We start from the raw sequence: 25962 nt of genomic DNA on the forward strand, positions 1-25962 counted from the left end.
TTCCTCCACCGACCGTGATGCCTACCGGCCGGACACCGAGGCGGCGAGATCGTTGAGGGCGGCGTTGACCACCTGCCAGCCGATGCCGAGGGTGTCCCGGTCGGGTCGGCTCGACTCGCCGGCCTCGGCGGCGGGGTGGACGAAGTTGCGATAGCGGCGCAGCACGTGGCTGAACTTCTGGGCGTCGGCGTCGAGCCAGCCGGCCTTGTGGCACACGTCGATGAGCATCTCGAACCTGACGTTCCGTTCGGAGTTGTTGCCCAGCAGGGACCGGTCGCGTTCCAGAATCACCTGGAGCAGGACGCCTTCCAGCAGGCTGCCGAGCATCACCAGGGCCGCCACATGCGCGCCGTTGGCGTAGCAGGTGCGGGCCTCGTCCAGGCGGCGTTGGAGCAGTAGAGCCATTTTGGGGTCGGCGACGATGTCGGTCATCGCGGCCTTGAGCTCGGAGGCGCCGTACTCGGAGGGGTGGGCGAGGGCCGGATCGCAGGGCAGCAGGCGGGGGCCGCCACCGCTGCTCTCCAGGCGGTAGCCCTCGTGGATGAGGAAGGAGTTGACCGCGGTGACCACGTCGGCCAGCAGTTCCGGCTCGTCCAGGTACTCTCGGGCGTCGGCCAGCCGCAGCAGGACCTTCTCGATCTCGGCGGGCTGCTCACGCCGGCCCATCAGCAGTTCGAGGGCCCACTCGCGGCGGAACTGGCCTTCGTATTCGGGGACGTCCTGCCAGCCGGCACGGCGCAGGAATCCGGCGATCTCGTAGCCCCGGCGGTAGTAGAGGTCGTCCTCGCCGGTGACCACCCGGGCAAGTTCGGTGACGGTCTTCTCGTCGAGCAGCGGGCTGTCGGGCAGGGGGTGTGCGGCGGTCATCATTTTCCTTCGGTGTCGTTGATGGTGTCGGCGTCGGTGATGGTGTCGGTGATGGTGTCGGTGCTGTCGGCGGCGCCGGCCTCCTCCTCGGCCTGTTCGTCGCCCGGTTCGGGCAGCAGCAGCGGCGACCAGGGCTCGTCCATGGTGGTGGGGCGGCTCTGGTGGTAGTTGGCGGGCCGGATGCCCTGGCGGTCGAGTTCCTGCCACAGGCCGGCCAGGGCCTGCTCGGGGTCGAAGCGGAACTCGCTCTCGGGGATGCGCCAGAACCTCCAGCCGACGCGCTGGAGTTCGCGGTCGCGCTGCTGGTCGTGGCGCAGCTGTTCGAGCGTGGAGTGGTAGCGGTCGCCGTCGCACTCGACGCCGAGCCGGCCTCGGGCGCCGACCACTACCAGGTCGATTCGCTTGTTGCCGGCGGGGTACTGCGGGACGACGTGGTAGCCGCGTTCCTTGATCCGCAGGTAGACCTGTTGTTCGAACAGCGAGTCGAAGTGCTTGCACGGCACGTCGGGCAGCACGACGCCGATCTCGTCCAGTTCGGCGAGCGCGGCGGGCGGGTTCTGCATGTAGGAGAGCAGGTTGAGCCGCAGGTCGCCGGGCTTCAACTGGTCCGGCGGGACGGAGTAGAACAGCCGCATCTGGTCCTGGGCCCGGCTGGCGGCCACGTTGTAGGCCTGCTGTTCACTGCGCAGCCCACCGGCGATCTTGCGGACCTTGTCGACCACCATGGACAGCAGGATGACGTGGCGTTCGTCGCCCTGGAACATCGCGGCGGTGCCGACCCGGATGTCGTGCTTCTCCCGCACGGGTGCGGGGATCCGTTGCTGGATCAGCTGTTCCAGCAGTTTCACCTGGCCGCCGAAGCCGCCCTGCAGCACGATGACACCCATGGTCCGGCCCTCGTAGGCGGGGTCGGCGGTGAGTTCGGCCAGGCAGTCGACGATCGCCTCGGCCTCCTTGCGGTTGCGGATCCGGTGGTCGCGCCCCTCGGCGACGCCGTCGGCGACGTAGTGCGTCAGGAGCGGGTCGAGCCGGTCGCCGCCGTACTGGCGCAGCGGGATCAGCCCGGGCGGGGTGTAGAAGGTGGCGGAGGACCAGCCGATGATCTCCGGCATGCAGCGGAAGTGTTCCTGGAGCCGGATGGTGGACGGGAAGAACGTGGACAGCAGTTGGTAGAGGTTCGAGTGCGGCATGTACAGCTGCCTCAAGTGCCGTGGCACGTCCGGGAGGTGGGCGCTCAGGCGGTCCTGGATCTGCTGGGTGCGGCCGTAGCCGGTGACCGGCGGGGTGCACTGCTTGTCGTCGCCGACCACGATGATCCGGGGCGCCAGCCAGAGCAGGAACAGGGCGTCCATGCCGGCCTGGCTGGCCTCGTCGACGATCACCACGTCGAACGCGTCCTGGTGGGGCTCGATCATTTCGGCGACCCGGGAAATCGGCATCACCCAGGCGGGGACGGCGCCCTGTGCGACCTGCATGGCGCTGCGTGCGGCAGCTCCGAAGTGGGCGGCGCTCTTGCCGGTGCCCCTTCCGTAGGAAGCCATGTGGGAGCGGTACGCCTGGAGGGCGGATCGCTGTTCGTTGGTCATCCGCTCCAGGCAGTGCAGGCGGCCCTTGGCGGCGGCCAGGTCACCGGTCAGCTGCTCCAATTTCGCTTCGTGTTCCGTGAGTTCGGCGTCCAGGCGCTGTTCCCGGCCGGGGGCGCGCTCGTCCTCGACGAACCGGCGGGCACCGGCCCAGGCCCAGGCCTCGTCGAGGCGGGCGAGTCGCTGCGGCCATTCGGCGTCGAGGCACTCGTCGGCGAGCCGGCCCGCAAGGGCGGGGGACGCGGCGGCGAGCGCGTCGAGCAATTGGGTGCAGCGCTGGCCGCGTTGTTGCCGGCTGTGGGCGGCGGCGTAGGCGTCGAGTTCTTTGGTGTAGCGGTCGAGGTCGTGGTCGGCGACGGCCTGCGCCATGGCCAGTGATTCGGGGGTGGGGGGTGAGCCGTCGGTGGGCGCGCGCAGCGACCGTTCCCACCCGGCCAGCCGTTCGGTGGCCTCCTCGGCGCGTTGCCGACCGGACATCGCGGTGACCGCGGAGGTGAAGTCCTGCCAGGACTGGGGGTTTGTCAGGTCGAGGAACACCGAGCGGCCGACGAGCAGTTCGTCGATCCGTTCGCGCAGCCCGCCGAAGCCGGTGATCGCGGCAAGGTGGCGGTAGCGTTCCTGGAGGTCGGCGAGGCGCACCTCGAGTGGACCGTCGTCGAGCGGCGCGCCGGCCTGGGTCCAGCGGACGGCGACGGTGGCCAGGGTCAGGTGGGCGCGCAGGTGGGCGAGGACGGCGTCGAGGTCGGCGGCGTCGGCGGGCGCCCGGCCGTCGATCCGGCAGTCGGCCAGCAGGCCTTCGGCCTCGCGCAGCGCCCTGGGGGCGAACAGTCCGCGCAGGGTCCGTGATCCGGCGAGGTGTCTGCGCAGTTCGGGGACGGCGTCGGCGATCCGGTTGGCCTGTTCGGCGCTGAGGCCGGACGGCAGGGTGACGGTGCGGACGCCGACGGCGGCCAGTGCGGCAGCGGTTTCGACGAGGACGGGCTCGGCTTCGGCGACCCGCTCCCACAGGACGTGGCGGCGGCGGGCCAGCCGGTCGGTCAGGGCGCGCGCGGTCCAGTCGGCCTCGCCCCACTGGCGGGCGTCCCAGGGCACTGCGAGGCGGTGCAGCAGACCGCGTCCGGCACCGAGCAGGGCGACCAGGTGGTCGGTGGTGGGGGTGTCGAGGGTGGCGAGCCGGGTGCGCAGGGCGGCGGCCTCGGCGGAGAGCCCGGCGACGGCCGGCTGGGCGTCGGCGATCGCGGTGGCGATCTGGCCGGGGGTGGGCAGCAGGCCCGGTGCGGTCGGCAGCGGGCCGGCGGACCAGTCTGCGGCGCCTTCCCGGAGCAGCACCAGCAGTTCTTCGGCTTCGACGGGGGTGAGCGGCGGCCTGGCGGGCGCATGGTCGGAGAGGCTGCCGATCCAGGACAGCCCGGGTGCGGCGTCCTGGACGCGCTGGACGATCGCCGCGAGGGTGCCGAAGTAGCCGGGTGCCACCTCCGGGTGCTGGTAGAGCTCGGCCTCCCGCAGCGCGATGATCTTCTCGGTGAGGAGTTTCTGCCTGCTCTGCAGCTCCTGCCTGCTCCGGGTCAGCCGGCGGATCTCGTCGCGCAGTTGGGCCGGGTCGCCGGAGGCGGCCTGGTCGCTGAGCGCGTTGACGGTCCGTTCGAGTTCACTGGCGCTGTCCTGCCGGGCGCCGGACAGCAGCAGGACGCACAGGTCGCGTACGGCGGGCGGCAGTTTGTCGCGCAGCACGGTCAGGGCGTGGTCGCGGGCGCTGGTGACCAGGACCCGCTGGCCCTGGGCGAGCAGGGCACTGAGCAGGTTGGCGATGGTGTGGGTCTTGCCGGTGCCGGGCGGGCCCTGGACCACCACGCCGGTGTCGCGCTGCAGGCGGTCCAGGACGGCGCGCTGCTGGGCGTTGGTCTTGAGCGGGAACAGCGGCTCTTCCTCGAACAGGCCCCGGGTGGGGGTGTCGGCCCACGCGGCCCGTTCCTGGGGGTTGAGGGTCATCACCAACTGGGCGAGCCCGAGCGGAGCTTGACGCTCCGACACCACGGACTGGGCGATCCGCTCGTAGCAGCGCAGTACCGCGTTGCGGTCGAGCGGGCGCAGCATCAGCGCGGGCGCGAAGGTCAGCCGCACACTCGCGTCGGGCGCGGCCGGGGACCGCCAGCCCGCGTTGAAGGACACCGGCCGTGGCAGGACGAGTTCCTGCCAGCGGGTGAGGCACTCCAGGGCGGCCTCGCCGAGCGGGTGAACGGGGTTGGCGGAGAGTTCCTCGGCGAGCGCGGTGGAGCGCTCCTGCACCAGGCCGTCCTCGCTGTCCAGGAAGTCCTGGTCCTCCAGGCGCATTTCGCCGTCCGTGGTGAGGTGGACGGTGATGCGGGCGGTGCGCTTGTCGATGTGGGTGACGGCGCGGCGGGTGAACACGTGCCGGTGCAGGGCGGTGCCACGCGGTTCGCTCCAGGTCAACAGGCCGGTGCCGAGGACCAGTTCCATCTGATCGTCCTGCTGCACCAGGCGCTGGTGCCAGCGGTAGACGGTCTCGTACAGCGCGCGCAGCGGCCGATCGGCCCGCTCGCGTTCGGCCCACCGGCGCCAGCGGCTCAGCCAGTTGCCGTACGCGCGCAATACCTCGTCGGCCTCCGCGCGCTCCACCGTCGCGCCGGTGTCCTGCCACAGCTCGACAACGGCGCCGGTGCGTTCGGGGCCGCTCTCGGCGAGCGGTGGGTCGCCGCCGTCGGGGTTCTCGCAGTCCTGCTCGTCGAGCCAGCCGCGCAGTTCGGCGGGCACATCGGGCGGAGCGCTCTGCGGCACGTGGTCGAGCACCAGCAGCGCCCGGTCCGGCTGGTCGGTCGGCCGCGCGATCGCGGCGGGTAGGTCACTCAGCCACAACTGCTCCCAGGAACGCGTGTCCCGGGCCCGCTGCGTCCCGCTCTGCACCACGTCGCGCAGGAATCCGAGCAGCGCGGCGGTCTGTCCGATGACCTCCGGATTCCGCGCATGCAGCCGTTGAACGTCCACCATTCTCCCCTCGGTCGGTGACGAACGTTCCAGGATGGCCATGAACGTTCTCGCCGGGGGCAGTTGACGACAGAGTGGCTTGATCCACACCCCGTCATGGCTTGGACACGATGCGTTTCCGACAGTTACCCGTCGCCTCCGGGCCGCAGGGCGGCGGGCGGCGTCACGGGTGGTCCGTTGTCAGTGGCGGGTGCGGGCCCGGGAAGAGGGGGGACGGGTCTGTGGGGGCGGGTTGGTGGGTGGGTTCGGCGCCTGGGGGGACGAGGGTGTGGGTGGCGGTGAGGAATTCGGTGAGGGGGGCGGTGGGGGCGAGGACGGTGGCGCGGGTGCCGTCGGCGCCGCGGAAGGCGAGGCGGAGGCGGCCGTTGGGCCAGGGGCGGATGCGGACGGCGCCGTTGCCGGCGGGGCCGGTGAGGCCGGTGGCGAGGAGGTCGCGGGCGATCAGCCAGGTGACGCCACCGTCGGGGGATCCGTCGGGGAAGGTGAGGCGGACGGCGTAGGGGTCGAGGGTGTGGTAGCCGCAGATCATGATGCGCCGCCCCCCGGTCGGGCCGAACACGTGGACGGGCAGGTGGCGTTCGACGCACGTGCGCATCAGGCGGGTCTCCTCGTTCCGATGTCCGCAACCGCCTTCCCCGGGTGGGGTGTTGTATGCGTCCGAAGGACGGACGGGCGGGGCAGACATGGTACGGCGCGGGTGGGCCGCCCCGAGGGTGTTGGGGCTGCGTGGCGCCGGAGCGACCGAGCTGCCGACCGCAGCGGGAAAGCGGTTTCCCGCTGCGGCGGGGAGCAACGGAGGTTGACGGAACGTCAAGCCTGCTTGATGGCCGAGATGTCGAACTCCAGCACCACCTTGTCGCCGACCAGCACGCCGCCGCCCTCCAGGGCGGCGTTCCAGGTGACGCCGAAGTCCTTGCGGCTGATCGTCACCGAGCCCTCCAGGCCGACCCGCAGGTTGCCGTACGGGTCGACCGCGTTGCCGGTGTACTCGAAGTCGATGCTGACCGGCCGGGTGGTCTCCTTGATGGTGAGGTCGCCGGTGACCCGGTACTCGGTGTCGGACTTCGGCTCGACGGATGTGGTGCGGAAGGTGATCTCGGGGAACTTCGGGGCGTCCAGGAAGTCGTTGGTGCGCAGGTGCTGGTCGCGCTGCTCGACCCCGGTGTCGATGCTCTCGGTCTTGATGACCAACTGGCCGGTGGAGCGCGCCGGGTCGGCGCCGTCCAGGTGCGCGGCGCCCTCGAACTGGTGGAAGGCGCCGCGCACTTTGGTGACCATGGCGTGGCGGGCGACGAAGCCGATCCGGGTGTGGGCGGGGTCGAGGACGTAGTCCCCGGTGAGCTCGGGCAGGCTGACGGTCATGGTCTGCGCTCTCTCCTCGTGACGTACGGCGGGGCGCCGCGGAGGCTGCTCGCCCCGGCCGCGCCCGTCCACGCTAGGGGTTTCCGCCGCCCGACCCGGATGTGACACACCGTCACCCAGGGCCGGAGCGGCCCGCGCCTCCCGGGCTCAGCCGAAGCGGCCGTTGACGTAGTCCGCGGTGCGCGGGTCGGCCGGGTCGGTGAACAGGCGCTCGGTGGGGCCCGCTTCGACGATTCGGCCGGGGGTGTCGTGGGAGGCGAGGAAGAACGCGCAGGACTGCGAAACCCGCTGCGCCTGCTGCATGTTGTGGGTGACGATGACGATGGTCAGGCGGTGGCGCAGTTCGGCGATGGTCTCCTCGATGCGGCGGGTGGAGGTCGGGTCGAGGGCCGAACAGGGTTCGTCCATCAGCAGGATCTCCGGGGAGACCGCGAGCGAGCGGGCGATGCACAGGCGTTGCTGCTGGCCGCCGGAGAGTGCGCCGCCGGGGGTGCCGAGCCGGCTGCTGACCTCGGCCCACAGTCCGGCCTGGCGCAGGCTTGACTCCACCAGGTGGTCGCGTTCGTCCCGGCTCGCCTTGATGCCGGCCAGCTTCAGTCCGCTGATCACGTTGTCGTACAACGACATGGCGGGGAACGGGTTGGGCCGCTGGAACACCATGCCGATCCGGCGCCGGACCTCGGCGGGGCGGCGGCCGGTGGCGTACACGTCCTCGCCGTCGAGCAGCACCTCGCCGGCCAGCGCCGCGCCGCGCACCATCTCGTGCATCCGGTTGAGGATCCGCAGGTAGGTGGACTTGCCGCAGCCGGACGGCCCGATCAGCGCGGTGATCTCACCGGCCCGCATCTGCAACGAGACCCGCTCCAGCACCTTGCGCTGCCCGAACCACGCGGTCAGGTCCCGGGTCTCCAGCCCGGAGAGCGCACCGGACGGGCCGGCGCCAGGCACGGCAGGCACGGCGGACGCGCCGGGCACGGCAGGCACAGCAGGCACAGCAGGCAGCGGAACCGTCGGCGGGTCGGTCGGCGCCGTCTCGAACTCGGCTGCGGCGTGCGGGGGTTGTGCGGTCTCGGTCATGGGCGGGCAGGTCCTCTCCGGCGAGCGGGCGGTACAGGAGCACGAGGGGTCAGTAGACGTTGGGCAGCAGGGCGGCGGCGTTCTCGTAGACCGCCCACAGCAGCGCGGCGGCGACCGGCGTGAAGCACAGGTAGGTCGCGCTGCGCCGCCAGTGCCGGGCCGTCACGCCGGCGCCGACGACGGCCAACAGCAGCGCCAGCGACCAGAGTTGGAGCGCGGACAGGGCGCCCTTGTCGGCGGCCAGCGCCTTGTCCGTGGGTGCGGCGGCGGGGCGGCGCGCGCCGAGTGGCTGCGGTTCGCCGTCGAGGCGGGCGCCGATCAGCACGGTGCTGCCGGGGATCCAGTCGGAGTCCCCGGTGACCAGCACCAGCCGGTTGGGCGCGGTGTCCCGGATCGGGTGCTCGCCGTCGCCGGACGCGTTGACGGTGTAGTGGAAGCTGCCCTGGCCGGTGGTCACATCGATGCCGTCGCCGGTCTGCAGCCCACCGAGTCCGGCGAACGGGGCGCCGAACGCGGTGGAACGTCCGAACAGCACGGCCACGCCGGGCTGTCCGGGCAGCACGGTGTCGCGGCGGTGGCCGGGCCCGCGCATCAGGTCGCGGCCACTGGTGCCCTCGACCACCACGGCCTGGTGCAGCCCCAGCGCGGGAATGTCCAGCACGGCCAGCGGCGCACCGTCGGCGGTCGGCCCGGTGGGCGCGGTGGCCTTGCCGAGCTGGTCGCGCAAGGTGGCGTACGCGGTGGACTGGTGGCGCGCCTCCTGCAGCCCGGAGAGCGCGAACAGGTAGCCCACGAAGCCGAGCAGCAGCATGGCGGCGAGCGTCACCGACCAGGCGACGGCCAGCAGCCGGCGCCGCCCTCGGCCGGGTTCGGCGGAACTACCGGCTCCGGAGGGCGAGTTCTGTGCTGTGCAGGGCCGCTCCAGGGCGGTCGCGGTCATCCCGGTCTCCTCGGGTGCGCTGCCAACGGGACGGGGGGCCAGGCCGGTTGAGGCGTTCAACGAGCTCACCGGGGCCCCGCCGCGGTGTTGCGCCGCCGCCACCAGGCAGCCAGCAGCGGCGGGACGGTGACCACTCCGAGCAGTTCGAGCGCGGTGAGGGTGGACAACAGCCAGTCCTGCGGGCGGCCCCCGAGCGCGACCACCGCCCCGGGCGCGTTTCCACCCGAACTGCCGCCGCCGGAGCCGGAGTTGTCAATGATCTCGCCGGTCTGCGGATCGACCGCCTGCGGCCCGGCCCCACCACCACCGGTCCCGGCCGCACCGGAGCCCCCGCCGTTGCCACCGCCTCCGTTGCCCGAACCGCCGTTGCCGCCACCGGAGTTCTTGCCACCGGCCGTGTTCACGGCCTGGTTGTTCTGCACGGTGCAGTCCAGCGGGCTGCCCTTCTTGTCGCAGGGGGTGGGCTGCGGGGCGTTCTTCAGCACGATCAGCTGGCCCGACGAATCGAAGGTCGGGTTCGGGCAGTTGGAGAGGGTGTTCGGGTCAACGGGGCTGGCGTTCCCGGGAATGTGCTGGGTCTGGAGCAGCCCGCCGCGCACCAGGTTGCGCGGGATCGGCGAGTACCCGAGCTCGTCGGCCTCGCGCTGGCCGCCGCACAGCACGTATGCCAGGTAGCGGCTGAGCGCGCTGCCCTTCGCGTCGTTGAACTTCGGCGTCACCGGCAGCGAGGAGCCGGCCCGCGGCACGATCAGGTAGCTGTAGGAGGAGATCGGGTACGAACGCGGGTCGTCGTTGGTGTAGACGCCGTCGAGGTTCTGCTGCAGGTAGTCGGGGTCGCTGGAGGAGGTGCTGTCGTCCACGCCGCGGATCTTCGCGGCGGTCAGCGCGACCGCGACGTTCGAGGCGGTCGGCAGGGTGTAGTACCCGGCCGGGTTGAGCACCTTGACGACGGGCCAGCCGCTGCGCTTGGCGAACGCGTACTCGTCGTAGCCGATCGCGCCGATGCCGGTCGGCGACTGGACGTAGTTCGCCACCACGTCGGAGCCGTTCTGCGCGGTCATCCGGCCCGCCGCCGGGAAGAACTCGGTGTAGTCGCCGCAGCTGACGCCGTTGACCTGGGTGCAGTAGGCGTCCCACTCGCTCTTGTGAGTGTGCTCCATCCAGCGGGTGAACTGGGCGCTGGCGCCCGAGCCGTCGGAGCGCACGACCGGGGTGATCGGGATCTTCGGCAGCGCCCGGCCGTAGTCGGCGGTGATCTTCGGGTCGTCCCAGGAGGTGATCTTGTTGGTGAAGATCCCGACGATGGTGTCGGGGGACAGCCGCAGGTCGGTGACCTTCTTGCCGCCGACCTCCAGGTGGTACATCAGCGCGGTGCCGCCGGCGGTGATCGGCACGTACGAGTAGGCGTACACCGGATTCTCCGCCTGCCCCTGGCCGTTGGTGGCCCCGCCGCTGTTGACGCCCGTGTCGGGCTTGGAGCGGAACGGCACGTCGGAGGCGGTGAAGTCGTCCTGGCCGATCGACCACTGGACGCGGCCGGCGGCCGAGCCGTTCCCGGTGAAGTCGATCTCGATGCCCATCGGTTGGACGTCGCGCCGCCACTGGTCGATGGCCGGCCCGGCCCAGCTGGAGCCGTCCGCCTTGAGCGAGGTGGAGGCGTTCGCGGGCGTCGCGCCGAGCAGCACGGCGGGCAGGGCGAGTGCGGCGGCGAGCAGCGCCGACGTCAGATGACGGAGTCGCACGGGATGGGTCTTCCTTCTCATGCCAATGGTGATGTGATTGATCATCAGTTCACCGCCGGGGCGAGCGAGTTGGCTTCGACAGCCGGTGCGGCGGTGCGGTTCCGGCGCAGCGGGCGGCGGGTGCGCCGGTCGGTGGGGGTGCGGTGGCGGCCCAGGACGCGGGCGGTGACGAACAGGATCAGCACCACGGCCATCAGGGTGAGCCCGCCGGCGAACGCCCGGGCCACCATGTCGGGGTAGGGCTGCTTGACGTAGTTCCAGACGAACAGCGGCAGGCTGGTCTGGTTGCCGTGGAAGGCGTCCAGGTTGAGCCGGGTGGTGAAGCCGGCGGTGAGCAGCACCGGGCTGGTCTCGCCGACGCCGCGGGCCATGCCGAGCACGACGGCGGTGGTCAGTCCGGGCCGGGCGGTGGGCAGCACCACGTGCCACACGGTGCGCCACTGGCTGGCGCCGAGCGCGTAGGACGCCTCCTTGAGGGTGCCGGGGACGAGCCGGACGACGACCTCGGCGGCGCGGGTGACGATCGGCATCATCATGACGGTGAGCGCGAGGGACGCCGCGAAGCCGCTCTTCTCGACGCCGAGGGTGAGGACGACCACGCCGAGGACGAACAATCCGGCGACGATCGACGGCAGCGCGGTCATCGCCTCGACCAGTACCCGCACGGGCTTGACCAGGCGGGCGCCGCGCCGGGTGTTTCCGGCCTCGACCAGGAAGACCGCGGTGAGGACGCCGAGCGGCACCGAGAACAGGGTGGCCATGCCGAGTTGTTCGAGCGAGCCGACCACGGCGTGCAGGCAGCCGCCGGAGGTGATCGGGTCGAGCGCGGCGGTGCTGCGCATGGTCTCGGTGAAGAAGTTCAGGTGCCGGGCGGCGTCCAGGCCGCGGTACAGCACGTAGCCGATCTGGTCGGCGATGACGGCGACCACCAGCAGGCCGGAGCTCCAGGCGAGCGCGGTGGCGAGGCGTTCGCGGACCGTCAGGGCGTCCCACTGGAGGCGTCCGGCGATCGCGTAGAGGGCGAGGAACAGCAGGTACCAGCAGAGCAGGAAGCCGAACGCGCCGCTGAACGGCAGGACGCGTTCGTACAGCAGCCAGTCCAGCGCGAGCGAGCCGGCGCCGGCGGCGGCCATGGTGAGGACTTCCTCGCGGGTCACGCCGCCGAGGCGGATCCGCTGCTGCTCGGGAGCATCTGAACTTCCTGTGCCGTCAATTGTCTTTTCCATCACGGGTGTTGTCATCTGCGCGGCCCTCCGGTCAGTCCGAGGTCGAGGCGCCGGACCGGGACCGGCTGATGATGAACCCGGCGGCCACGTTGACCAGCAGGGTGAGGGCGAAGAGCACCAGTCCGGCGGCCATCAGCGCGGACAGCGAGAGGTTGTCGGACTCGCTGAAGCGCAGCGCGATCAGCGAGGAGATCGAGTTGCCGCCGTTCTCCAGGACGTGCCAGGAGAGCCGGAACACCGGCGAGATGATCAGCGCGACGGCGATGGTCTCGCCCATCGCGCGGCCGAAGCCGAGCATCACGGCGCCGATCACGCCGCCGCGCCCGAACGGCAGCACCACGGTGCGGACCATGCCCCAGCGGGTGGAGCCGAGCGCGTACGCGCCCTCGCGTTCGCCGGCGGGGGCCTGCGAGAACACCTCGCGGCTGAGTGAGGTGATGATCGGAATGATCATCAGGGAGACCACGGTGCCGGCGATGAACGTGGACGAGGTGTAGGAGGTGGCGATCTCGCCGGTACGCACCTCCAGGAACGGCAGCGCCCCGCCGAGGTGGACGGCCAGCCAGCGGCACAGGCCGACGATCCGCGGCTGCAGGAAGAACAGCCCCCACAGGCCGTAGACGATGCTGGGGATGGCGGCCATCAGGTCGACCAGCGAGATCAGCATGGGACGCAGGCGGACGGGCGCGTACTCGGAGATGAACAGCGCGGCGGTGAGCGCGACCGGCACCGCGATGCACAGGGCGATCACGGCGATCAGTAGGCCGTCGGGCAGCACCGCGGCGATGCCGAAGGAGTGCGCGGCGGTGCGCCAGCGCTGCTCGGTGAGGAAGGACCAGCCGACGGCGTTCAGTGCCTCGGTGCCGCGCAGCAGCAGGAAGAACGCGATCAGGCCCATCAGCGCGAACACGGACAGGCCGGCGGCGCGCAGCAGGCCGCGGAAGGCCCGGTCGGCGGGCGAGGCGGGGGCGCTGATCGGTCGGGGCCGGTCGGCCTCGGGTGGTGGGACACGGGTTTCCGTCGGCTGGACGGCGGCGGTCATGGTGTCAACTCTCCGCGCGGTGAGGGTTCGTGGGGCGGGACGTCGGTGCGGGCCGTCGCGGGCCGGGCGGGCGCGCGAGGCGCCCGCCCGACGGAGCGGATCGGCAGCGGACCGGGGGCGGATCTCGGCAGCGGACCGGCAGCGCATTGGCAGCGGACCCGGGCCGGATCTCGGCAGCGGACCGGGGACGGGTCAGCGGCCGAACAGGCGGGCGCGGATCCGGCCGGCCCTGCGGCGCAGTTCGGCGCCGGCGGGGGTGCCGCCCAGCAGCAGCGCGGCGGGTCCGCCGACCAGCAGGACGGCGCCGGTGGCGAGGATCACGGGCAGCAGCAGCCGGGCGAGGCCGGCCCGGTCGGCGGCGGACTGGCCGACGGACTTGGCGCCGAGCGTGGGTGCGGTGCTGCCGCCGGGCTTGGCGCTGCTGCCGGGGCCGGCCGTCTCGCTCGGGGCGCCGCCTCCGGGGGCGCCGTCGGCGAGGTACGAACCGCCGCCACCGCCACCGGAGTTACCGCCTCCGCCACCCGAACCATCGCCGCCACCGGTGGAGTTTCCGCCGTCGCCCTTGCCGCCGGGCGCGGTCTGGTTGCCGGGCAGGGCACTGTCCTGGGCGGCGACGTGTCCGGCCGCGGCCTTCGCCGCCTTGACCTGACTGGCCGTCAGATCGGCGAATCCGGCGGCGAGTTGGCCGGGCTGTCGGCCGTAGATCTGGCCCTGGCCCGGGTCGGTGACGGTGCGCAGGAAGCGGGCGACCGCGCCGGCCTTGTCCTCGGACAGTCCGTGGGTGGGCACCATGGCGTACTGGACCATGGTCAGCGGGTAGGCCTTGCTGTCCTTGGCGTACGCCGAGTCGGCTTCGCCGTACGGCAGTTGCTGGGTGCCGGTGGCGGCGTCGAGCGGCATGTCGGCGACGGCGGCCTGCATGGCGCCGATCGTCGGGGCGGTGAAGCCACCTGCGGGGTTGGGGAGTTGGGCCTCGGGCAGGCTCATCGCCTGGGCTTGGCCGGCGTCCATGACGGCGAACAGGGCGCGCTTGCCGTTGTCCTGGTTGATGCACTTGGCGTGCTGGCCCTGGACTTCGTCGGGGTTCAGGCAGGACGGCCGGACCTCAAGGGTCATCCGCAGCACCTGGCCGAGTCCGCCAAGCACCGGGTTCCACTCGTACTGCTTCCAGTTGTTCTTCCCGGAGAAGTCCTGGGGCTGGAAGGAGTCGACCGGGAATCCGGGGTAACTGGAGCGCAGGTACTTGGTGTTGAGGTGCGCGCCCCACGGGTCGGCGGCGCCCTGGAGGAACTCGGCGGCGTCCGGGTCGGCGGCGATCCAGGTGGTCAGTCGGGTGACCAGGTCGGTGGTGCCGCCGACCACGATCGGGGCGGTGGCGGCGAAGGTGCCGCCGGCCAGGCAGCCGGGCCAGGTCGGGCCGTTGCCGCCGCTGGGGTTGAGCTTCAGGAACTCGGGGTCGGCGAACACGCACATCGGGTTGCCCTTGACGCTGTCGGTTTCGTCGTCGGTGCCGAGCCGGTAGCTCTGGGTCAGCATCTTGGCCAGCAGCCGCTGGTTGAGTTTCATGCTGCGGATCTGCCGGTGGCTGTCGCCGTCGTCAACCAGGAAGACCACCGAGATCGCGCTGTTGGCAAGCGGCGCGTACGTGTACGGGCGGCTCGCCGGGTTGCGGTCGGGGATCGAGGTGAGTGCGATGTCGGCGCCGGAGCCGCCGAGGAAGGCCGACCGGGCCTGCGGCTCGCCGCCGCCCGAGGTGTACTGCACGGTCAGCGGGTTGTTGCCCTGGCACAGGCCGGTCCGCCACTGCTGGACGGCACGGTCGGCCATCTCCAGGCCGATCGCGGAGAAGTCGGCGTTCCTGGCCGCGCAGGCCGCCGGGGTGGGGCCGAAGTCCAGCGGCACCACGACGTGGTTCGCCCAGGCGCAGGCCTCGCCGCTGGCCCAGCGCTTGCCGCCGGTGTTCTCCACGGCCACCACGTTGTCGCTGGCGGTGTTGAACAGGCCGTCGGAGTCGGCCGAGTGGTCCTCGCAGTTGATCTCGCCGGTCGGGAACTGGTAGGCGCCGATCGAGTCACCGCCGTAGTTCGCCTCGATCACCAGCGAGCACTTGTGCTTGGGGTCGCAGCCCAGGGTCTGGCTCTGCTGCGCGGTCCACACCTCGATGTCCGCCTCGCCGCTGCCGTCCGGGCGGGTGGCCGCGATCGCCATGTTGGACGGGAACTCGGGCGTGTTGGTGCCGGGCGCGGGCCGCTCCTGCTGGAAGCCCTTGGCCGGGTCGGCGTTGTACAGGCTGGAGCCGTAGCAGTCGGTGATCTTCGGCTCCTCGCCCCGGCACTGGTAGATCCGCACCGGGTAGCGGGCGACCTTGTCGAAGCCGGAGTTCCCGTGCGGGTTCAGCACCACCGGGACGGGCTGGAAGTCGGCGTCCACGGTCGGCGTGAATCCGCTCCAACTGACGTGCAGCACCTGGTTCCCGAGGCCGCTGGTCGGCGTGACGGTGACGGAGCCGCGCGGCCCGCTCGTCCAGGTGAACGGGTCCCAGCGCGGCGGCCCGGGCACGGTCGTTCCGGCGGCGGCCTGCGCCTGCTGGACGCCCGTCCCGCCGAGCGGCAGCAGCACGGCGGCGGCGCCCAGCGTCCAGGTCAGGACGGCCGCCAACCAGGCCTGCAACGGGCGCGATCCGGTTCTGGGCCCTGACGGGCGGACTCTCATCGGCACAGCACCTCCGGCGACGGGCGCACCGGAGCAGGCACGCACGGATGACAGGGAGCGGAGCGGCGACGTTCGGCGGCTCCGACGATATTCGGCCATTCACGTCTGACCGGATGCTGTCCACCAGGTGTACGAGACCCCAATTGGTGCTCGAATCAAGAGAACTGACGTGCCATCAGCTCCCAAAGCCACGTACCGCCCGACCCTGGTGGGGCGAGCGGTACGTGTGGTGCGCGGTTCTGACGACGCGTCAGGAGGCGGGCGTGTAGGCCACCGTGAAGGATCCGACGCTCTGGCCCGCGGTGAAGAAGGAGGTACGCAGCTTGCCGTCCAGGTACTGCGCGCCGGCCGGGTCGAGGGTCAGCGAGGAGGCGGACAGGTTCTGCGTGGTGCCGCTCTTGGTGACCACGGTCTCGCCGGCCGGATCGAACAGCGCGACCGGGGTGGTGGAGCCGTCCGGGACGCCCGTGACCTGCCAGTTGTCGACGGAGAACGCCAGCTGGCGGAAGGCGACCGCGCTACCGGTCCGCGCGTCGACGAACAGCAGGCCGCCGCCGAACTGGATGTTCCCGTAGAACTGGGCGAGGTTGCCGGAGCCGTCGGTGACGGGGAAGCTCGCCGACAGGCCGGTGCTCGCGTCGTACCCGGCGGTCGCGGTGGGCAGCGGCACGGCCACGATGCCCGCCTGCGCGGCCTGCTGGAAGAACGCGTTGCTCTCGCGGATCACCGCGTTGCCGGCGGCCGGCGCGGCCGAGGCGGTGGTCGCGGAGGCGGCGGTGGCGGCGAGCGCGAGGCCGGCGGCAGCGGCGGCGATCCGGGCGAACGTGCGGGACATCGTGGCTCCTTCAAGCTGAGTGCGGGGTGTGGGTGCTCGGTGCGGGGTGCTCGGTACGGAGTGCTCGGTACGGAGTGCTCGGTACGGAGTGCTCGGTACGGAGTGCTCGGTACGGAGTGCTCGGTACGGGGTCGGTTGTACACAGCGGGTGCGCCGCTACGGGCCGCCGCCCGTCCCGGTGAGTGCGGGACGGGCGGCGACGGTGGAGCACAGGGGAACGTCAGTGGATGATCGCGCCGCAGCCGGCGCCCGGCAGGGGCAGGAAGCCGTAGCTGATGATGTCGGCGCGGCCGGTCGCGCCACAGATCCAGCCGGTGGGGCTGAAGATGGCGCGCAGCGCGGTGCCCTGGGTGGTGGTGGCGGTGTAGTCGCCGTCCCGCAGCACGTTGAACAGGACGCGGCCGTAGCTGCCGCCGGCGAAAACGGGGCTCAGGGTGTTGGTCGAGGTCAGCGGCGCGACGCCGTTGACGCTGCGCAGGGTCAGGTTGCCGCGGTTGTCGGTGCTGGAGGTGTGGCCGTTCAGCTGGCCCACGTAGTGGCCGACGGAGTACGGGAAGATGGCACCGGGGTCGGCCAGCCGCGAGTCGGTGCCCTCGTTCTCCTCCGGGCCGCTGGTGACGCAGGTGCCGGGGGTGATGTTGCCGATGGCCTGCAGGAAGAACGAGCGGGTGCCGGAGCCGCTCTGCGGCAGGTACGGCTTGATGGCGCCGGAGCCGCCGCCGAGCTGCGACCAGTCGGTCTTGACGCAGGTGTAGATGTCGACCAGGTTCAGGGTGGTCAGGTTCGCCGGGGCGAGACCGCCGGTCGGGGCGGACCAGGTGACCGCGTCCTTGGCGAAGGCGACGAAGTCGAAGTTCGCCGGGTCGGTGGGCTGGGCGGCGCGGGAGGAACGGGCGAAGTCCAGGGTGAGGTTGTTGGTGGTGTTCAGCGTATTGATGCCGGCGCTCGAACCGTTCGGGCGGGGAATCGAGTTGCCGCCGGCCTTCGGGACGATGGTGGGGGAGCCGGTGGCGTCCCAGCTGTACAGGCGCGGCGTGGTGGTGTCGGTGGCCGGCAGGGTCGCGTTGTAGTCGGTGGAGAACTGGCTGAACAGCGCCTGCGTGGTGTCCGAGCCCGCGCCGACGATGTCCTTCGCGGCGGGGAGAGCGGCGGGGTCCGCCATGGCGGGAACGGTGGCAACAGTCGTCAGGGCGGCGGTGAACGCAACGGCCGCGAGCGCCTTGGCAGCGGTGTGACGCATGGTCCTCTTCCTCCGAGGGGGATCGTGCCTCGCTGGACCGGACCTGGCGGGGTCCGGTACCGGGAAGCTCCGCGGCTTCCCGGCGGAGCGATCCTCGCCGCCGCCGACGGCCGTCGGGAAGCCTCTCCCCACTCCCCCGCCCTGCCGTCCGCCCGCACCGCTGCGCCACAACTTCCCTGCTCACGAAGCCACTTGAGCCACCTCCACGATTCCTCCCCGCCATGGACACGTTCTTCTCCAGGTGTGCTCACGGGGGCACCTCGGCCATCTCCGCTTCACCCCCGCACCACCGACACCGCCCGGACGTGCACGAACCCCTCGGACAGTCGGAAGCCCGCTACTGCGTCCCTCAACTCACCAGGGGTTCCCGGACGTTCGCCACATCCGCTGGACGTGCTCGACGCCCTGCAGGAACCCGGCCACGCTCTGCCGGCACTGGTCGCGCCGCAGATAACCCCGGGCGCTGCGGGCCACCGCCTCGCCGCCACCCGCCCCGGCCCGGGTGCTGCGGGTCGGCAGGTACGCGGTCCAGGTCCACTGCCGGTCCTCGCGCTGGCTGAGCACGAACCGCAGCGTCGCCCGCTCGGCAAGCAACTCGGCGACGCCGGAAGCCAGTTCCCGCTCCGAACGGTAGCCCCGGACGGCCGCTGCCAGCCGCCGCCCGTTGGCGGCGACCAGCGACCACCCGGCCCGCCCGTCCGCACCGCGCACCGGCACCAGCCGCGGGCCGCTCACCGCCCGGCCCCGGGCGCGGCGGCCTCGGACATCCGGGCCAGCAGCGCCATGAACCGCCGGAACGCGTTCTGGCAGGTCGCGTAACGCTCGTACGCCCGGCTGGACTTGACCAGCGGATTGCCCCGCACCCCCGGCACCACCCAGGTCCACCCCGGCCCGCCCCGGACATGGGTGATCCGCGCCACCAACGCCGGTCCCAGCGCCACCAGTTCGGCGAACGCCCGCTCCGCGTCCCCGGCCGAGTCGTAGACGGACGAGGACACCGCCACCACCCGCCCGTTCAACGCCTTCAACTGCCACTGGAACCGTCCGTTCGCCGCCCGCTCCGTGAACAGACCCTCCCCGCGCACCGCCCGCCACCCCCCGGGTCTCCACCGGCCCGAGACCGCCCTCGGCCACAGCACCGCATGCCCCGCCCGCCCCGCACACACGCACGAAACCGGACGCACATCGTCACGCTGCGAACGCTATGGGTGCACGGACAACGCCCGAAAGCGGAATCCCTCCCGAGCTGCCTCTGTTCGCCCCGAAGTTCTCCCTTGTTAATGCGCGACCGACCCGGTGGCCGCGGAGTGCTCCGGCGAGTGACAGAACTCCCCGGTGACGACCGGTCGTTCGCCACCGCGCGCGAGCCGGCCGGCCATCGGCGGCCCGTGCATCCGCGGCCGATCCACCGGGTCCGCTGCCGACGGCCGTTCACTCGTGTGCGCCATCAAGCCCACGGCGCGGCCGGACGATCTCCTTCCGGGGGGCGACAACCTCGGCCTCCCGTCCGTTCATCGAGGAGAGACCATGCCACGTACCTTGTCCCGCCTGGCCGTTTCCACCGCCACTGTGGTCCTCGCCGCCGGCCTCGCCGTTCCCTCCACGGCTGACGCCGAGGGCCGGTCCGGTGCTCTCCGGTGGGTCGCCCTCGGCGACTCGTACACCGCCGGGGTGATCCAGGCGACCGGGGACACCTTCGAGAACCCGCCGGACGGCTGTGGCCGCACCACCGAGTCGTACCCGGAGATCGTTCGCCGTGACTTCGGCTCCCTGGTCGAGCTGCACAACGTCAGCTGCGGCGCCGCGACCATCGACAACGTCTATCGCGCGGAGCAGACCCCGCTCGGCCGTCCGCTGCCGCCCAACGGCACCGACCCGGATGCCCCGTTCGCACCCGTCCCGCCGCAGATCGACGCCGTCGGCGCGCACACGGACCTGCTGACCGTCGGGGCCGGCGGCAACACGCTGGGTTTCGCCGAGATCCTCAGGAAGTGCATGGAACTCGGCAACGACACCAACAACACCGGCACGCCCTGCAAGGACGAGTTCGAGGCGAGTCTGCCCGTCCGGTTCGAGACCGTGCGTGGGCAGTACGACCAGATGCTCACCGCACTGCACGCCAAGGCGCCGACCGCCAAGGTGATCACCGTCGGGTACCCGCACATCGTTCCCGAGGACGCCACCCGCTGCCGGTTCGGCGACATCACACAGTTCAACACCATCACCGCCGGCGACCTCGACTGGGCCCGCACCGCCGTTCTGGAGCCGCTCAACGCGGTCATCCAGCAGGCGGCCGCCGCCCACGGCGACCGCTTCGTCGACCAGTACTCCTCCAGCGCCGGTCACAGCGTCTGCGACTCCGACCGCTGGGTGGACGGCGTCCTCAGCAGCATCGTCCCGCTGCGGTTCGCCCTGGTGCACCCCAACGTCAAGGGCCAGGCCAACGCTGCCACCTTGGTCGAGGACGCCATCCTCGGCGGCTGAAACGGCGGCCGGTGCGGACGGACGCACCCGCCCCCTCGGGAACAGCGGCGCCCCGCCCGTCACCCGACCCGGGCTTCGGACGGGTCGTCGCCCCCTACGGCCGGACGGCGCCGGGGGCAGCCCGACGCGCCTACCTCGTGCAGGTCGCCGCCGCCCCGGCGAAGTGACCGGGGCGGCCGGCTCCGCTGCGTCCTACTCCTCCGGCTCCCAGGCGCGGAGCAGGCCGAACAGCTCGGCGTCCCCTTCGACGCGCAGGGAGTCGAGCGGGATGCGGTCGTAACAGAAGAGGACCAGCTCGGCGGCCGTGCCGTGGACGGCGGCGCCGGCCGGGTCAAGGTCCTGGCCGGCGGTGCTGCCGGGCGCGGGGATGCTGGTGGTGCGTGCGCCGTCGGCGTCGACCGTGAGGCGCCAGGAGCGGCCCTCGGTGGCGTGGAAGTCGAAGGTGGTGGGCTCGTGCGGCCAGGCGCTCGGCGTCGCGCAGCAGCTGAACAGGAACTCCTCGACGCCGTCGAGCGCGACCTCGGCCGGCAGCGGATCCGGGTCGCCGAGGGTGAGCTGGACGTCGTAGGTGTGCACGGCGGTCTCCTGGACCCGGTGCCGGGCCACCCCACCGGAGCTGTGCGGCGACTGCAACGGGCTCCACCACGCCCAGCAACCGCTCTCCGGGCCCGCCTCCCGCAGGGCGCCCAGCAGCAGCTCCGTCGATGCGGCCAGCCAGTCCAGCAGCGCCTCGCGCTCCGTCGGCACCTCCAGGGCGGCGCGCACGGCGGTGGCCTCGGCCGGGGGAGCGCCGGCGGGCCCGGCGCCGACGACGGCGGCCCAGAACCGGTCTCCTCCGCCCAGGTGCTTCACCAGATCGAACAGCGTCCAGTCGGGGCAGGTCGGCACCTGCACGTCGAGGCTGGGCGCGGCGGCGACCGCGGCACGGAAGGCGGCCGACCGCTCGTCGATCAGTCGCAGCAAGTCGGGGAGCTCAAGAGTCTTTTGCACGCCGGATTTCTATCACCGCGCTGCGGTCACCGGACAGCAATTATTGCCGTGCCCGGGCCCTGGTGACTGCGGGCCGACCGGGAGTCCAGCACCGCCGCCGCTGCGACAGCAGTGGATCGGTCACCACCCATTGCGCATCCGTCAACTCCGAGCCACAGCAAGGCTTGCACGAACAGCCACACACTCTCCGCGGAAAGCTCCAGCGCGGAGGTCACCACCCTTGCCTCACCCCGGAGTTGATCAATTGCCCCACGCTTTCTCAGGCTCGGGCGGCGAGGCGGGCCCGGCGGGCGTGGTCGATCGTCACTGCCGCCAGCAGGGGGCCCCAGGCCACCAGGGGCAGGTAGCACAGGGTCATCACCGCGCCCGCGAGGCCGTGCGGCGAGTCCGGGTCGCTCATGTTGTGCTGCCACGGGCCCACGGCCGCGGACCAGGTCACCGCCGTGACCGCCGGCGCCCCCAGCCCGGCCGGAACCAGGGCCCCCCAGGCGGGGAGGGCCCGTCCGCCGAAGCCCGGCACCCAGCGGGGCACCCGCCGTCCCCACGGGCGGACCAGGCCCAGGGTCAGGAAGGCCAGCGCCTCCGCCAGTGCGCTCAGGGCCAGGACGTAGACGGTGCCCCAGCCGGGCATCCAGCGGCCGAACATCCGCTCCAGGTCGCCGTGGAAGCCCACCGGGAGGCCCACGCCCAGGGCCACCCGCCACAGGCCCGACGGCACCACCGACCAGGCCGCCGCCTGCGCCGCCCGCACGGCCCAGCGCGGTGCGGGTTCCAGGTTCTCGCCCACTGTTCGTCCTCTTCTCGTCTCCTGCCGGCCGACCGCCGGCCACCCCCAGGACTCTGCTGCCCTCCCCCACCACCCCGGCAGATGCCGAACGGCCAGTCCCCGAGCCCGGGATGTGCCGATCGGCACACCCACCCCCACCCCCGCGGCCCCTAGGGTGATCACATGAACGGGGACCAGGGGGCAGCCGCGTACCCGCGGGAGCGCTCCTTCACAGCTCGGCAGGACCTGCCCGAGGCCACCGCATGAGCGGCGAACTCGCCTGGGGCGCAGCGGGGTTCACAGTCTCCGGCGCCGTGGCCGGGTGGTCGCTGTACCGGCCCCGGTGGACCGCGCCCGCTGCCGGGCTCTCGGTCGCGCTCAGCCTCGCGGCCGGGTGGGCCGGTCCGTACCGTGACGGGGCGCCCGCCGTCGGACTGGCCGGGGTGGTCGAACTCGCCGCGCTGCTGGGGCTGGTGGCGCTCGCGGTCCGGCACGGGCGGCACCGGTCGGCGCTGTGGCCGGCGCTGGCCGCGTTCGGCTGGCCGATGCGCTTCGTCGGCTTCGAGCCGCCGCTGTTCGCGTTCGGTGCCCTCGCGGTCGCCGCCGCCTGCACGGTCGGCCGCTACCTGCACTCCCTCGACCGCCGGCGCGAGCAGGCCGTGGCCGCCGCCCGGCACGCCCAGCGCCTCGAACTCGCCCACGACCTGCACGACTTCGTCGCCCACGACGTCAGCGGGATGGTCGCGCAGGCGCAGGCCGGGACGGTGCTGGCCCAGCAGTCGCCCGAGCTCGCGGCCGCACTGTTCGCCCGGATCGAGCAGGCCGGGCAGCAGGCCCTCTCCTCGCTCGACCGCACCGTCGAACTGCTGCGCTCCCCCGACCAGCACGAGGACGGCTCAGGGCGACGGGCGCACGGCGGCCTGCACGAACTCCCGGAGCTGGCAGCCCGGTTCACCGCCACCGGCGGCCCGGCCGTCCAACTCGCCATCGCCCCGGGCCCGGTGGGGCGGGAGAGCGCCGCCACCGTCCACCGGATCGCCGTCGAGGCGCTCACCAACGTCCGCCGTCACGCCCCGACCGCCCGCACCGTCCGGATCGAACTCGCCCGCACCGGCGATCGGTTGGAGCTGCTCGTCCACAACGACGGCCCGTCCGCCGCCCGGCGTTCGCGACCGCGCGGCGGTCACGGCCTGGCGGGCCTCGCCGCCCGGGTCGAGGCCCTCGGCGGCACCTTCCGGGCCGGCCCCGTCCCGGACGGCTGGCAGATCAGCGCCACCTTCCCGCAAGCCCCGACCGCCCCGACCCCTCTCCCGGAGACCCCGTGACCATCCGGATCCTGCTCGCCGACGACCACGAGGACATCCGCACCGCATACCGGATCATCCTCGACGCCCAGCCCGACATGCAGGTCGTCGCCGACGCCGCCGACGGCCGCACCGCGCTCCAACTCGCCCGCCGAATACGGCCGGACGTCGTCCTCGCCGACATCCGCATGCCGCACCTCGACGGCCTGGACCTCACCTACCAGCTGGCCGGGCCGGACGTCGCCGACCCGCTCCGGGTGGTCGTCGTCACCACCTTCGACCTCGACGAGTACGTCCACACGGCGCTCCGCAACGGGGCCACCGGCTTCCTGCTCAAGCGCTCCAGCCCCGCCCTGCTGGCGGAGGCGATTCGCGCCGCGATGGCCGGAGACACCCTGATCAGCCCGCAGTTGACACTCCGGCTGCTGCGGCACTACGCCCCGCCGGAACCGTCCCAGCAGGCCCCGCGCGAGGCGCTCAGCCCGCGCGAGCGGCAGATCGCCGAACTCGTCTCGGACGGTGCGACCAACGCCGAGATCGCGGCCGATCTGTTCCTCTCCCCCGGCACCGTCAAGAACCACCTGGCCAACATCCAGCGCAAACTCGCCACCCGCAACCGCGTCGGCATCGCCGCCTGGGCCCTGGCCCACCGCCGCCACTGACCGGCGCTGACCGCGACTGACCGCCACTGGCCGCCGCGACGCACTCCGCGCACGGCCGAGCTCAGTCGAACAGCTTCACCCCGTCCGAGGTGAGGGCCCAGTCGCCGAGCAGGTTCTCGCCGATCCGCACCGCGTACAGCACGCCGTGCGCCCCGAAGTGGAACGCGGCAACGGGCGCGTCGCGGTCCTCGCTCGCGTAACCGAAGGTCTTCGGGGCGTCCGGCGCGGGGTCGCCGTACACCACCGAAGGCTCGCCGAACTCGCTGATCACATCCGCCAGTTGACGGCGGTCCTCGGCCCAGTCCAGGACGCGGTCGAGCAGCCCCCGCAGCTCCTCGCCGCCCAGCGCCCGGTCCAGTCGCAGCCAGCCCCGCCGGTGGGCGTCCTCGCCGTACTGCGAGGCGACCAGCGGCGCGTCCGCCTCGCCGAAGCCGCCGCGCAGCAGGGTGGAGACGTTGCGGGCGTTGGTGTCGGCGATCCAGGCCGTGCCGCGCTCACCGTTCAGCGCATCGAGCAGCTCGACCACGGCCGCCGTGCCACCGAAGAGTTCGGGGCGCCGAACGGCGTCGTTGAGCGAGTCGAGCAGCTCGGCCCGCCGGGTCTCGGTCAGCGGCAACCGGTCCTCGCCGGCGGCGATCGGAGCGACGGGAGGACAGGGGGCGGCGACGGGGGAGGAACTCATGAGGTCAAGTGTGCCGGGTCGCCGACCATTCGACGGCAACGGGGCGGCCCGACCGCCGCCAGTGGCCCAGTTCCCGTACGTGGACGGCGAGTTCGGACGCATCGGTGTGGCGGACACGCGCCACCCCCAGTACCTTCCGCACCGCAAGAGATCCCGCCCAGGGCGGTCGCCCGCCCCGTCGCACCTGCTCCTGCCCGCCGGACCAACAACACCTGCCGTCGCGCCCGGCGCTTCGCCCCTGGCCCGCGCCCTTTCGCGCCACACAGCCTGGTAGTACGCGGACGTCTCATCACCGAAACAGCGGAACTCGCAACTGGCGGCGGCCAGTTCGGCGTCGTCAGCCCCGCCGGTGAGGCCGACACGAACGACCGTCCAGAAATCCTCCCGCAACAGTTCCCGGAAGGGCCGGCCGTATTCGGTGAGAGTTCGTACCCCATCGTGGCCCGCGCCCGCAGCTGAGCGCCACCCCGGCCGGGGCGACGCTCAGCAACCGTTCACGGAAGGGAGTTACTGCCCAAAGGTCCCCGTGGACCAGATCGCCCCACCCGTGCTCGGGCTCCCGCCACGCTTGTAGATGACGAAGTTGCCGTCGTCCTGGAGCAGCGCGTACGCACCGGGGCTCCACGAGGTGCCGGTGGCCCAGATCGCGTCGGTCAGATGGGCGGCCGGCTTGTAGAGCACCAGGTTGCCGTCCTCCTGCATGCGCAGCATGGCGCCGTCGTGGCCCCAGGTGCCGGAGGACCAGATCGCCTTGTCGTCGCGCTTGCGGTACATCACGATGTTCCCGTCCCGCTGGATGACCAGCCAGACCGAGGCGGACTGCGCCCACGAGCCCGAGGTGATCAGCCCCGGCGAGCTCGGAATGTCCGGGCAGAAGGCGGACGGCATCTCGAAGGTGCTGGTGCTCCACCCCTGGCCCCAGGTGTCCACGTGGACCACGGCACCCGGGTAGAGCCTCAGGACGGCTCCGTTCTGCCCCCAGGTGTTGGAGGACCAGAGCGCGCCGCCGGTCTCCGCACTGCCGCCGGCCTGGTACACCACGAAGTTGCTGTCCCGCTGCAGGACGGCGTACGCGCCGGGGTGGCCCGAGGTGCCGCTGCTCCAGATCACGTGCTTCGGACCGCCCGTGGAGTTGAGCAGGTAGAGCACCAGGTTGCCGTCGGCCTCCATCACCAGGCTGGACTCGTTGTCCTTGCCGACCAGGCTGTCACCCGACCGCAGTTCGCGCCCCTGATAGAACTCGACCGCGCCCGGGTACGGGTCGGTCGGCAGCGTGCACTTGGGCGTCGGCGGCACCGGGTCGGCCGCCTGGGCGGTCGGCACCAGGCCGACCATGGCAGCGGCGGCCAGCAGGCCGGCCGCCGCAGTACGGATCACGCTTCGGCGCATGATCTCCCCCCTCGAAGATGTGCTCCAGGAACTTCGACCGCGAAGATAACACGCAC

The 25962-nt window shown here is 72.1% G+C and carries 21 protein-coding genes; 3 read left to right on the forward strand and 18 right to left on the reverse strand.

Going from position 1 to position 25962, the window contains the following annotated elements; all coding sequences use genetic code 11:
• Positions 1–21: 21 nt before the first annotated feature.
• The 14 genes from ACZ6R9_RS16825 to ACZ6R9_RS16890 form a co-directional block, all read right to left on the reverse strand.
• Positions 22–867, reverse strand: a complete 846-nt coding sequence (locus tag ACZ6R9_RS16825) for a hypothetical protein (protein WP_380480581.1) — start codon at positions 865–867, stop codon at positions 22–24.
• On the reverse strand, positions 867–5456 hold the full coding sequence (locus tag ACZ6R9_RS16830) for an AAA domain-containing protein (RefSeq protein WP_465538695.1): 4590 nt from the start codon (positions 5454–5456) through the stop codon (positions 867–869). Before ACZ6R9_RS16830 ends, ACZ6R9_RS16825 begins: the two co-directional genes overlap by 1 nt.
• A gap of 160 nt (positions 5457–5616) precedes the next feature.
• A complete protein-coding gene (locus ACZ6R9_RS16835) occupies positions 5617–6048 on the reverse strand; it encodes an SsgA family sporulation/cell division regulator (RefSeq protein ID WP_465538696.1) in 432 nt (143 codons plus the stop codon).
• A gap of 215 nt (positions 6049–6263) precedes the next feature.
• Complete coding sequence (locus ACZ6R9_RS16840) at positions 6264–6815, reverse strand: YceI family protein (RefSeq protein ID WP_465538697.1); 552 nt, start codon at positions 6813–6815, stop codon at positions 6264–6266.
• Positions 6816–6962: 147 nt separating this feature from the next.
• Positions 6963–7892, reverse strand: a complete 930-nt coding sequence (locus ACZ6R9_RS16845; protein ID WP_465538698.1) for a phosphate ABC transporter ATP-binding protein — start codon at positions 7890–7892, stop codon at positions 6963–6965.
• Positions 7893–7941: 49 nt separating this feature from the next.
• Positions 7942–8832, reverse strand: coding sequence for a sortase (locus tag ACZ6R9_RS16850; protein ID WP_380480571.1), 891 nt, complete (start codon positions 8830–8832; stop codon positions 7942–7944).
• Between the two features lie 65 nt (positions 8833–8897).
• Positions 8898–10574, reverse strand: coding sequence for a substrate-binding domain-containing protein (locus ACZ6R9_RS16855; protein ID WP_465538699.1), 1677 nt, complete (start codon positions 10572–10574; stop codon positions 8898–8900).
• Positions 10575–10618: 44 nt separating this feature from the next.
• Positions 10619–11800 carry a phosphate ABC transporter permease PstA gene (gene pstA, locus ACZ6R9_RS16860; RefSeq protein ID WP_465538700.1) on the reverse strand — a complete coding sequence of 394 codons (1182 nt, stop codon included), beginning with the start codon at positions 11798–11800 and terminating at the stop codon, positions 10619–10621.
• 31 nt (positions 11801–11831) lie between these two features.
• Complete coding sequence (pstC, locus tag ACZ6R9_RS16865) at positions 11832–12842, reverse strand: phosphate ABC transporter permease subunit PstC (RefSeq protein WP_380480565.1); 1011 nt, start codon at positions 12840–12842, stop codon at positions 11832–11834.
• Positions 12843–13034: 192 nt separating this feature from the next.
• A complete protein-coding gene (locus tag ACZ6R9_RS16870) occupies positions 13035–15512 on the reverse strand; it encodes a hypothetical protein (protein WP_465538701.1) in 2478 nt (825 codons plus the stop codon).
• Positions 15513–15804: 292 nt separating this feature from the next.
• Positions 15805–16389, reverse strand: a complete 585-nt coding sequence (locus ACZ6R9_RS16875; protein ID WP_380480561.1) for a hypothetical protein — start codon at positions 16387–16389, stop codon at positions 15805–15807.
• Between the two features lie 220 nt (positions 16390–16609).
• A complete protein-coding gene (locus ACZ6R9_RS16880) occupies positions 16610–17629 on the reverse strand; it encodes a substrate-binding domain-containing protein (protein ID WP_465538702.1) in 1020 nt (339 codons plus the stop codon).
• Positions 17630–17983: 354 nt separating this feature from the next.
• Positions 17984–18364 carry a hypothetical protein gene (locus tag ACZ6R9_RS16885; RefSeq protein ID WP_465538703.1) on the reverse strand — a complete coding sequence of 127 codons (381 nt, stop codon included), beginning with the start codon at positions 18362–18364 and terminating at the stop codon, positions 17984–17986.
• The gene (locus tag ACZ6R9_RS16890) at positions 18361–18714 is read right to left on the reverse strand and encodes a DUF1508 domain-containing protein (RefSeq protein ID WP_380480555.1); all 354 of its coding nucleotides are present in this window, start codon (positions 18712–18714) and stop codon (positions 18361–18363) included. Before ACZ6R9_RS16890 ends, ACZ6R9_RS16885 begins: the two co-directional genes overlap by 4 nt.
• Positions 18715–19156: 442 nt before the next feature.
• On the opposite strand from ACZ6R9_RS16890, the gene ACZ6R9_RS16895 reads away from it, so the two are divergent.
• A complete protein-coding gene (locus ACZ6R9_RS16895) occupies positions 19157–20113 on the forward strand; it encodes an SGNH/GDSL hydrolase family protein (protein ID WP_465538704.1) in 957 nt (318 codons plus the stop codon).
• Between the two features lie 192 nt (positions 20114–20305).
• Here ACZ6R9_RS16895 and ACZ6R9_RS16900 read toward each other — a convergent pair whose 3' ends face one another.
• Both ACZ6R9_RS16900 and ACZ6R9_RS16905 read right to left on the reverse strand, forming a co-directional pair.
• Positions 20306–21103: a maleylpyruvate isomerase family mycothiol-dependent enzyme gene (locus tag ACZ6R9_RS16900; protein WP_465538705.1), complete on the reverse strand. Its 798-nt coding sequence runs from the start codon at positions 21101–21103 to the stop codon at positions 20306–20308.
• Between the two features lie 259 nt (positions 21104–21362).
• Positions 21363–21890, reverse strand: a complete 528-nt coding sequence (locus ACZ6R9_RS16905; protein WP_465538706.1) for a hypothetical protein — start codon at positions 21888–21890, stop codon at positions 21363–21365.
• 242 nt (positions 21891–22132) lie between these two features.
• Between ACZ6R9_RS16905 and ACZ6R9_RS16910 the strand changes: the two genes are divergently transcribed.
• Together ACZ6R9_RS16910 and ACZ6R9_RS16915 are read left to right on the forward strand one after the other, a co-directional pair.
• The gene (locus tag ACZ6R9_RS16910; RefSeq protein WP_465538707.1) at positions 22133–23194 is read left to right on the forward strand and encodes a sensor histidine kinase; all 1062 of its coding nucleotides are present in this window, start codon (positions 22133–22135) and stop codon (positions 23192–23194) included.
• Positions 23191–23835, forward strand: a complete 645-nt coding sequence (locus ACZ6R9_RS16915) for a response regulator (protein WP_465538708.1) — start codon at positions 23191–23193, stop codon at positions 23833–23835. The genes ACZ6R9_RS16910 and ACZ6R9_RS16915 overlap by 4 nt, the downstream gene beginning before the upstream one ends.
• A 61-nt stretch (positions 23836–23896) precedes the next feature.
• Here ACZ6R9_RS16915 and ACZ6R9_RS16920 read toward each other — a convergent pair whose 3' ends face one another.
• Positions 23897–24517, reverse strand: a complete 621-nt coding sequence (locus ACZ6R9_RS16920) for a hypothetical protein (RefSeq protein WP_465538709.1) — start codon at positions 24515–24517, stop codon at positions 23897–23899.
• A 507-nt stretch (positions 24518–25024) separates the two neighbouring features.
• On the reverse strand, positions 25025–25906 hold the full coding sequence (locus tag ACZ6R9_RS16925) for a hypothetical protein (protein ID WP_465538710.1): 882 nt from the start codon (positions 25904–25906) through the stop codon (positions 25025–25027).
• Between the last annotated feature and the right edge of the window lie 56 nt (positions 25907–25962).

Source organism: Kitasatospora sp. NPDC048662, from assembly GCF_055587065.1.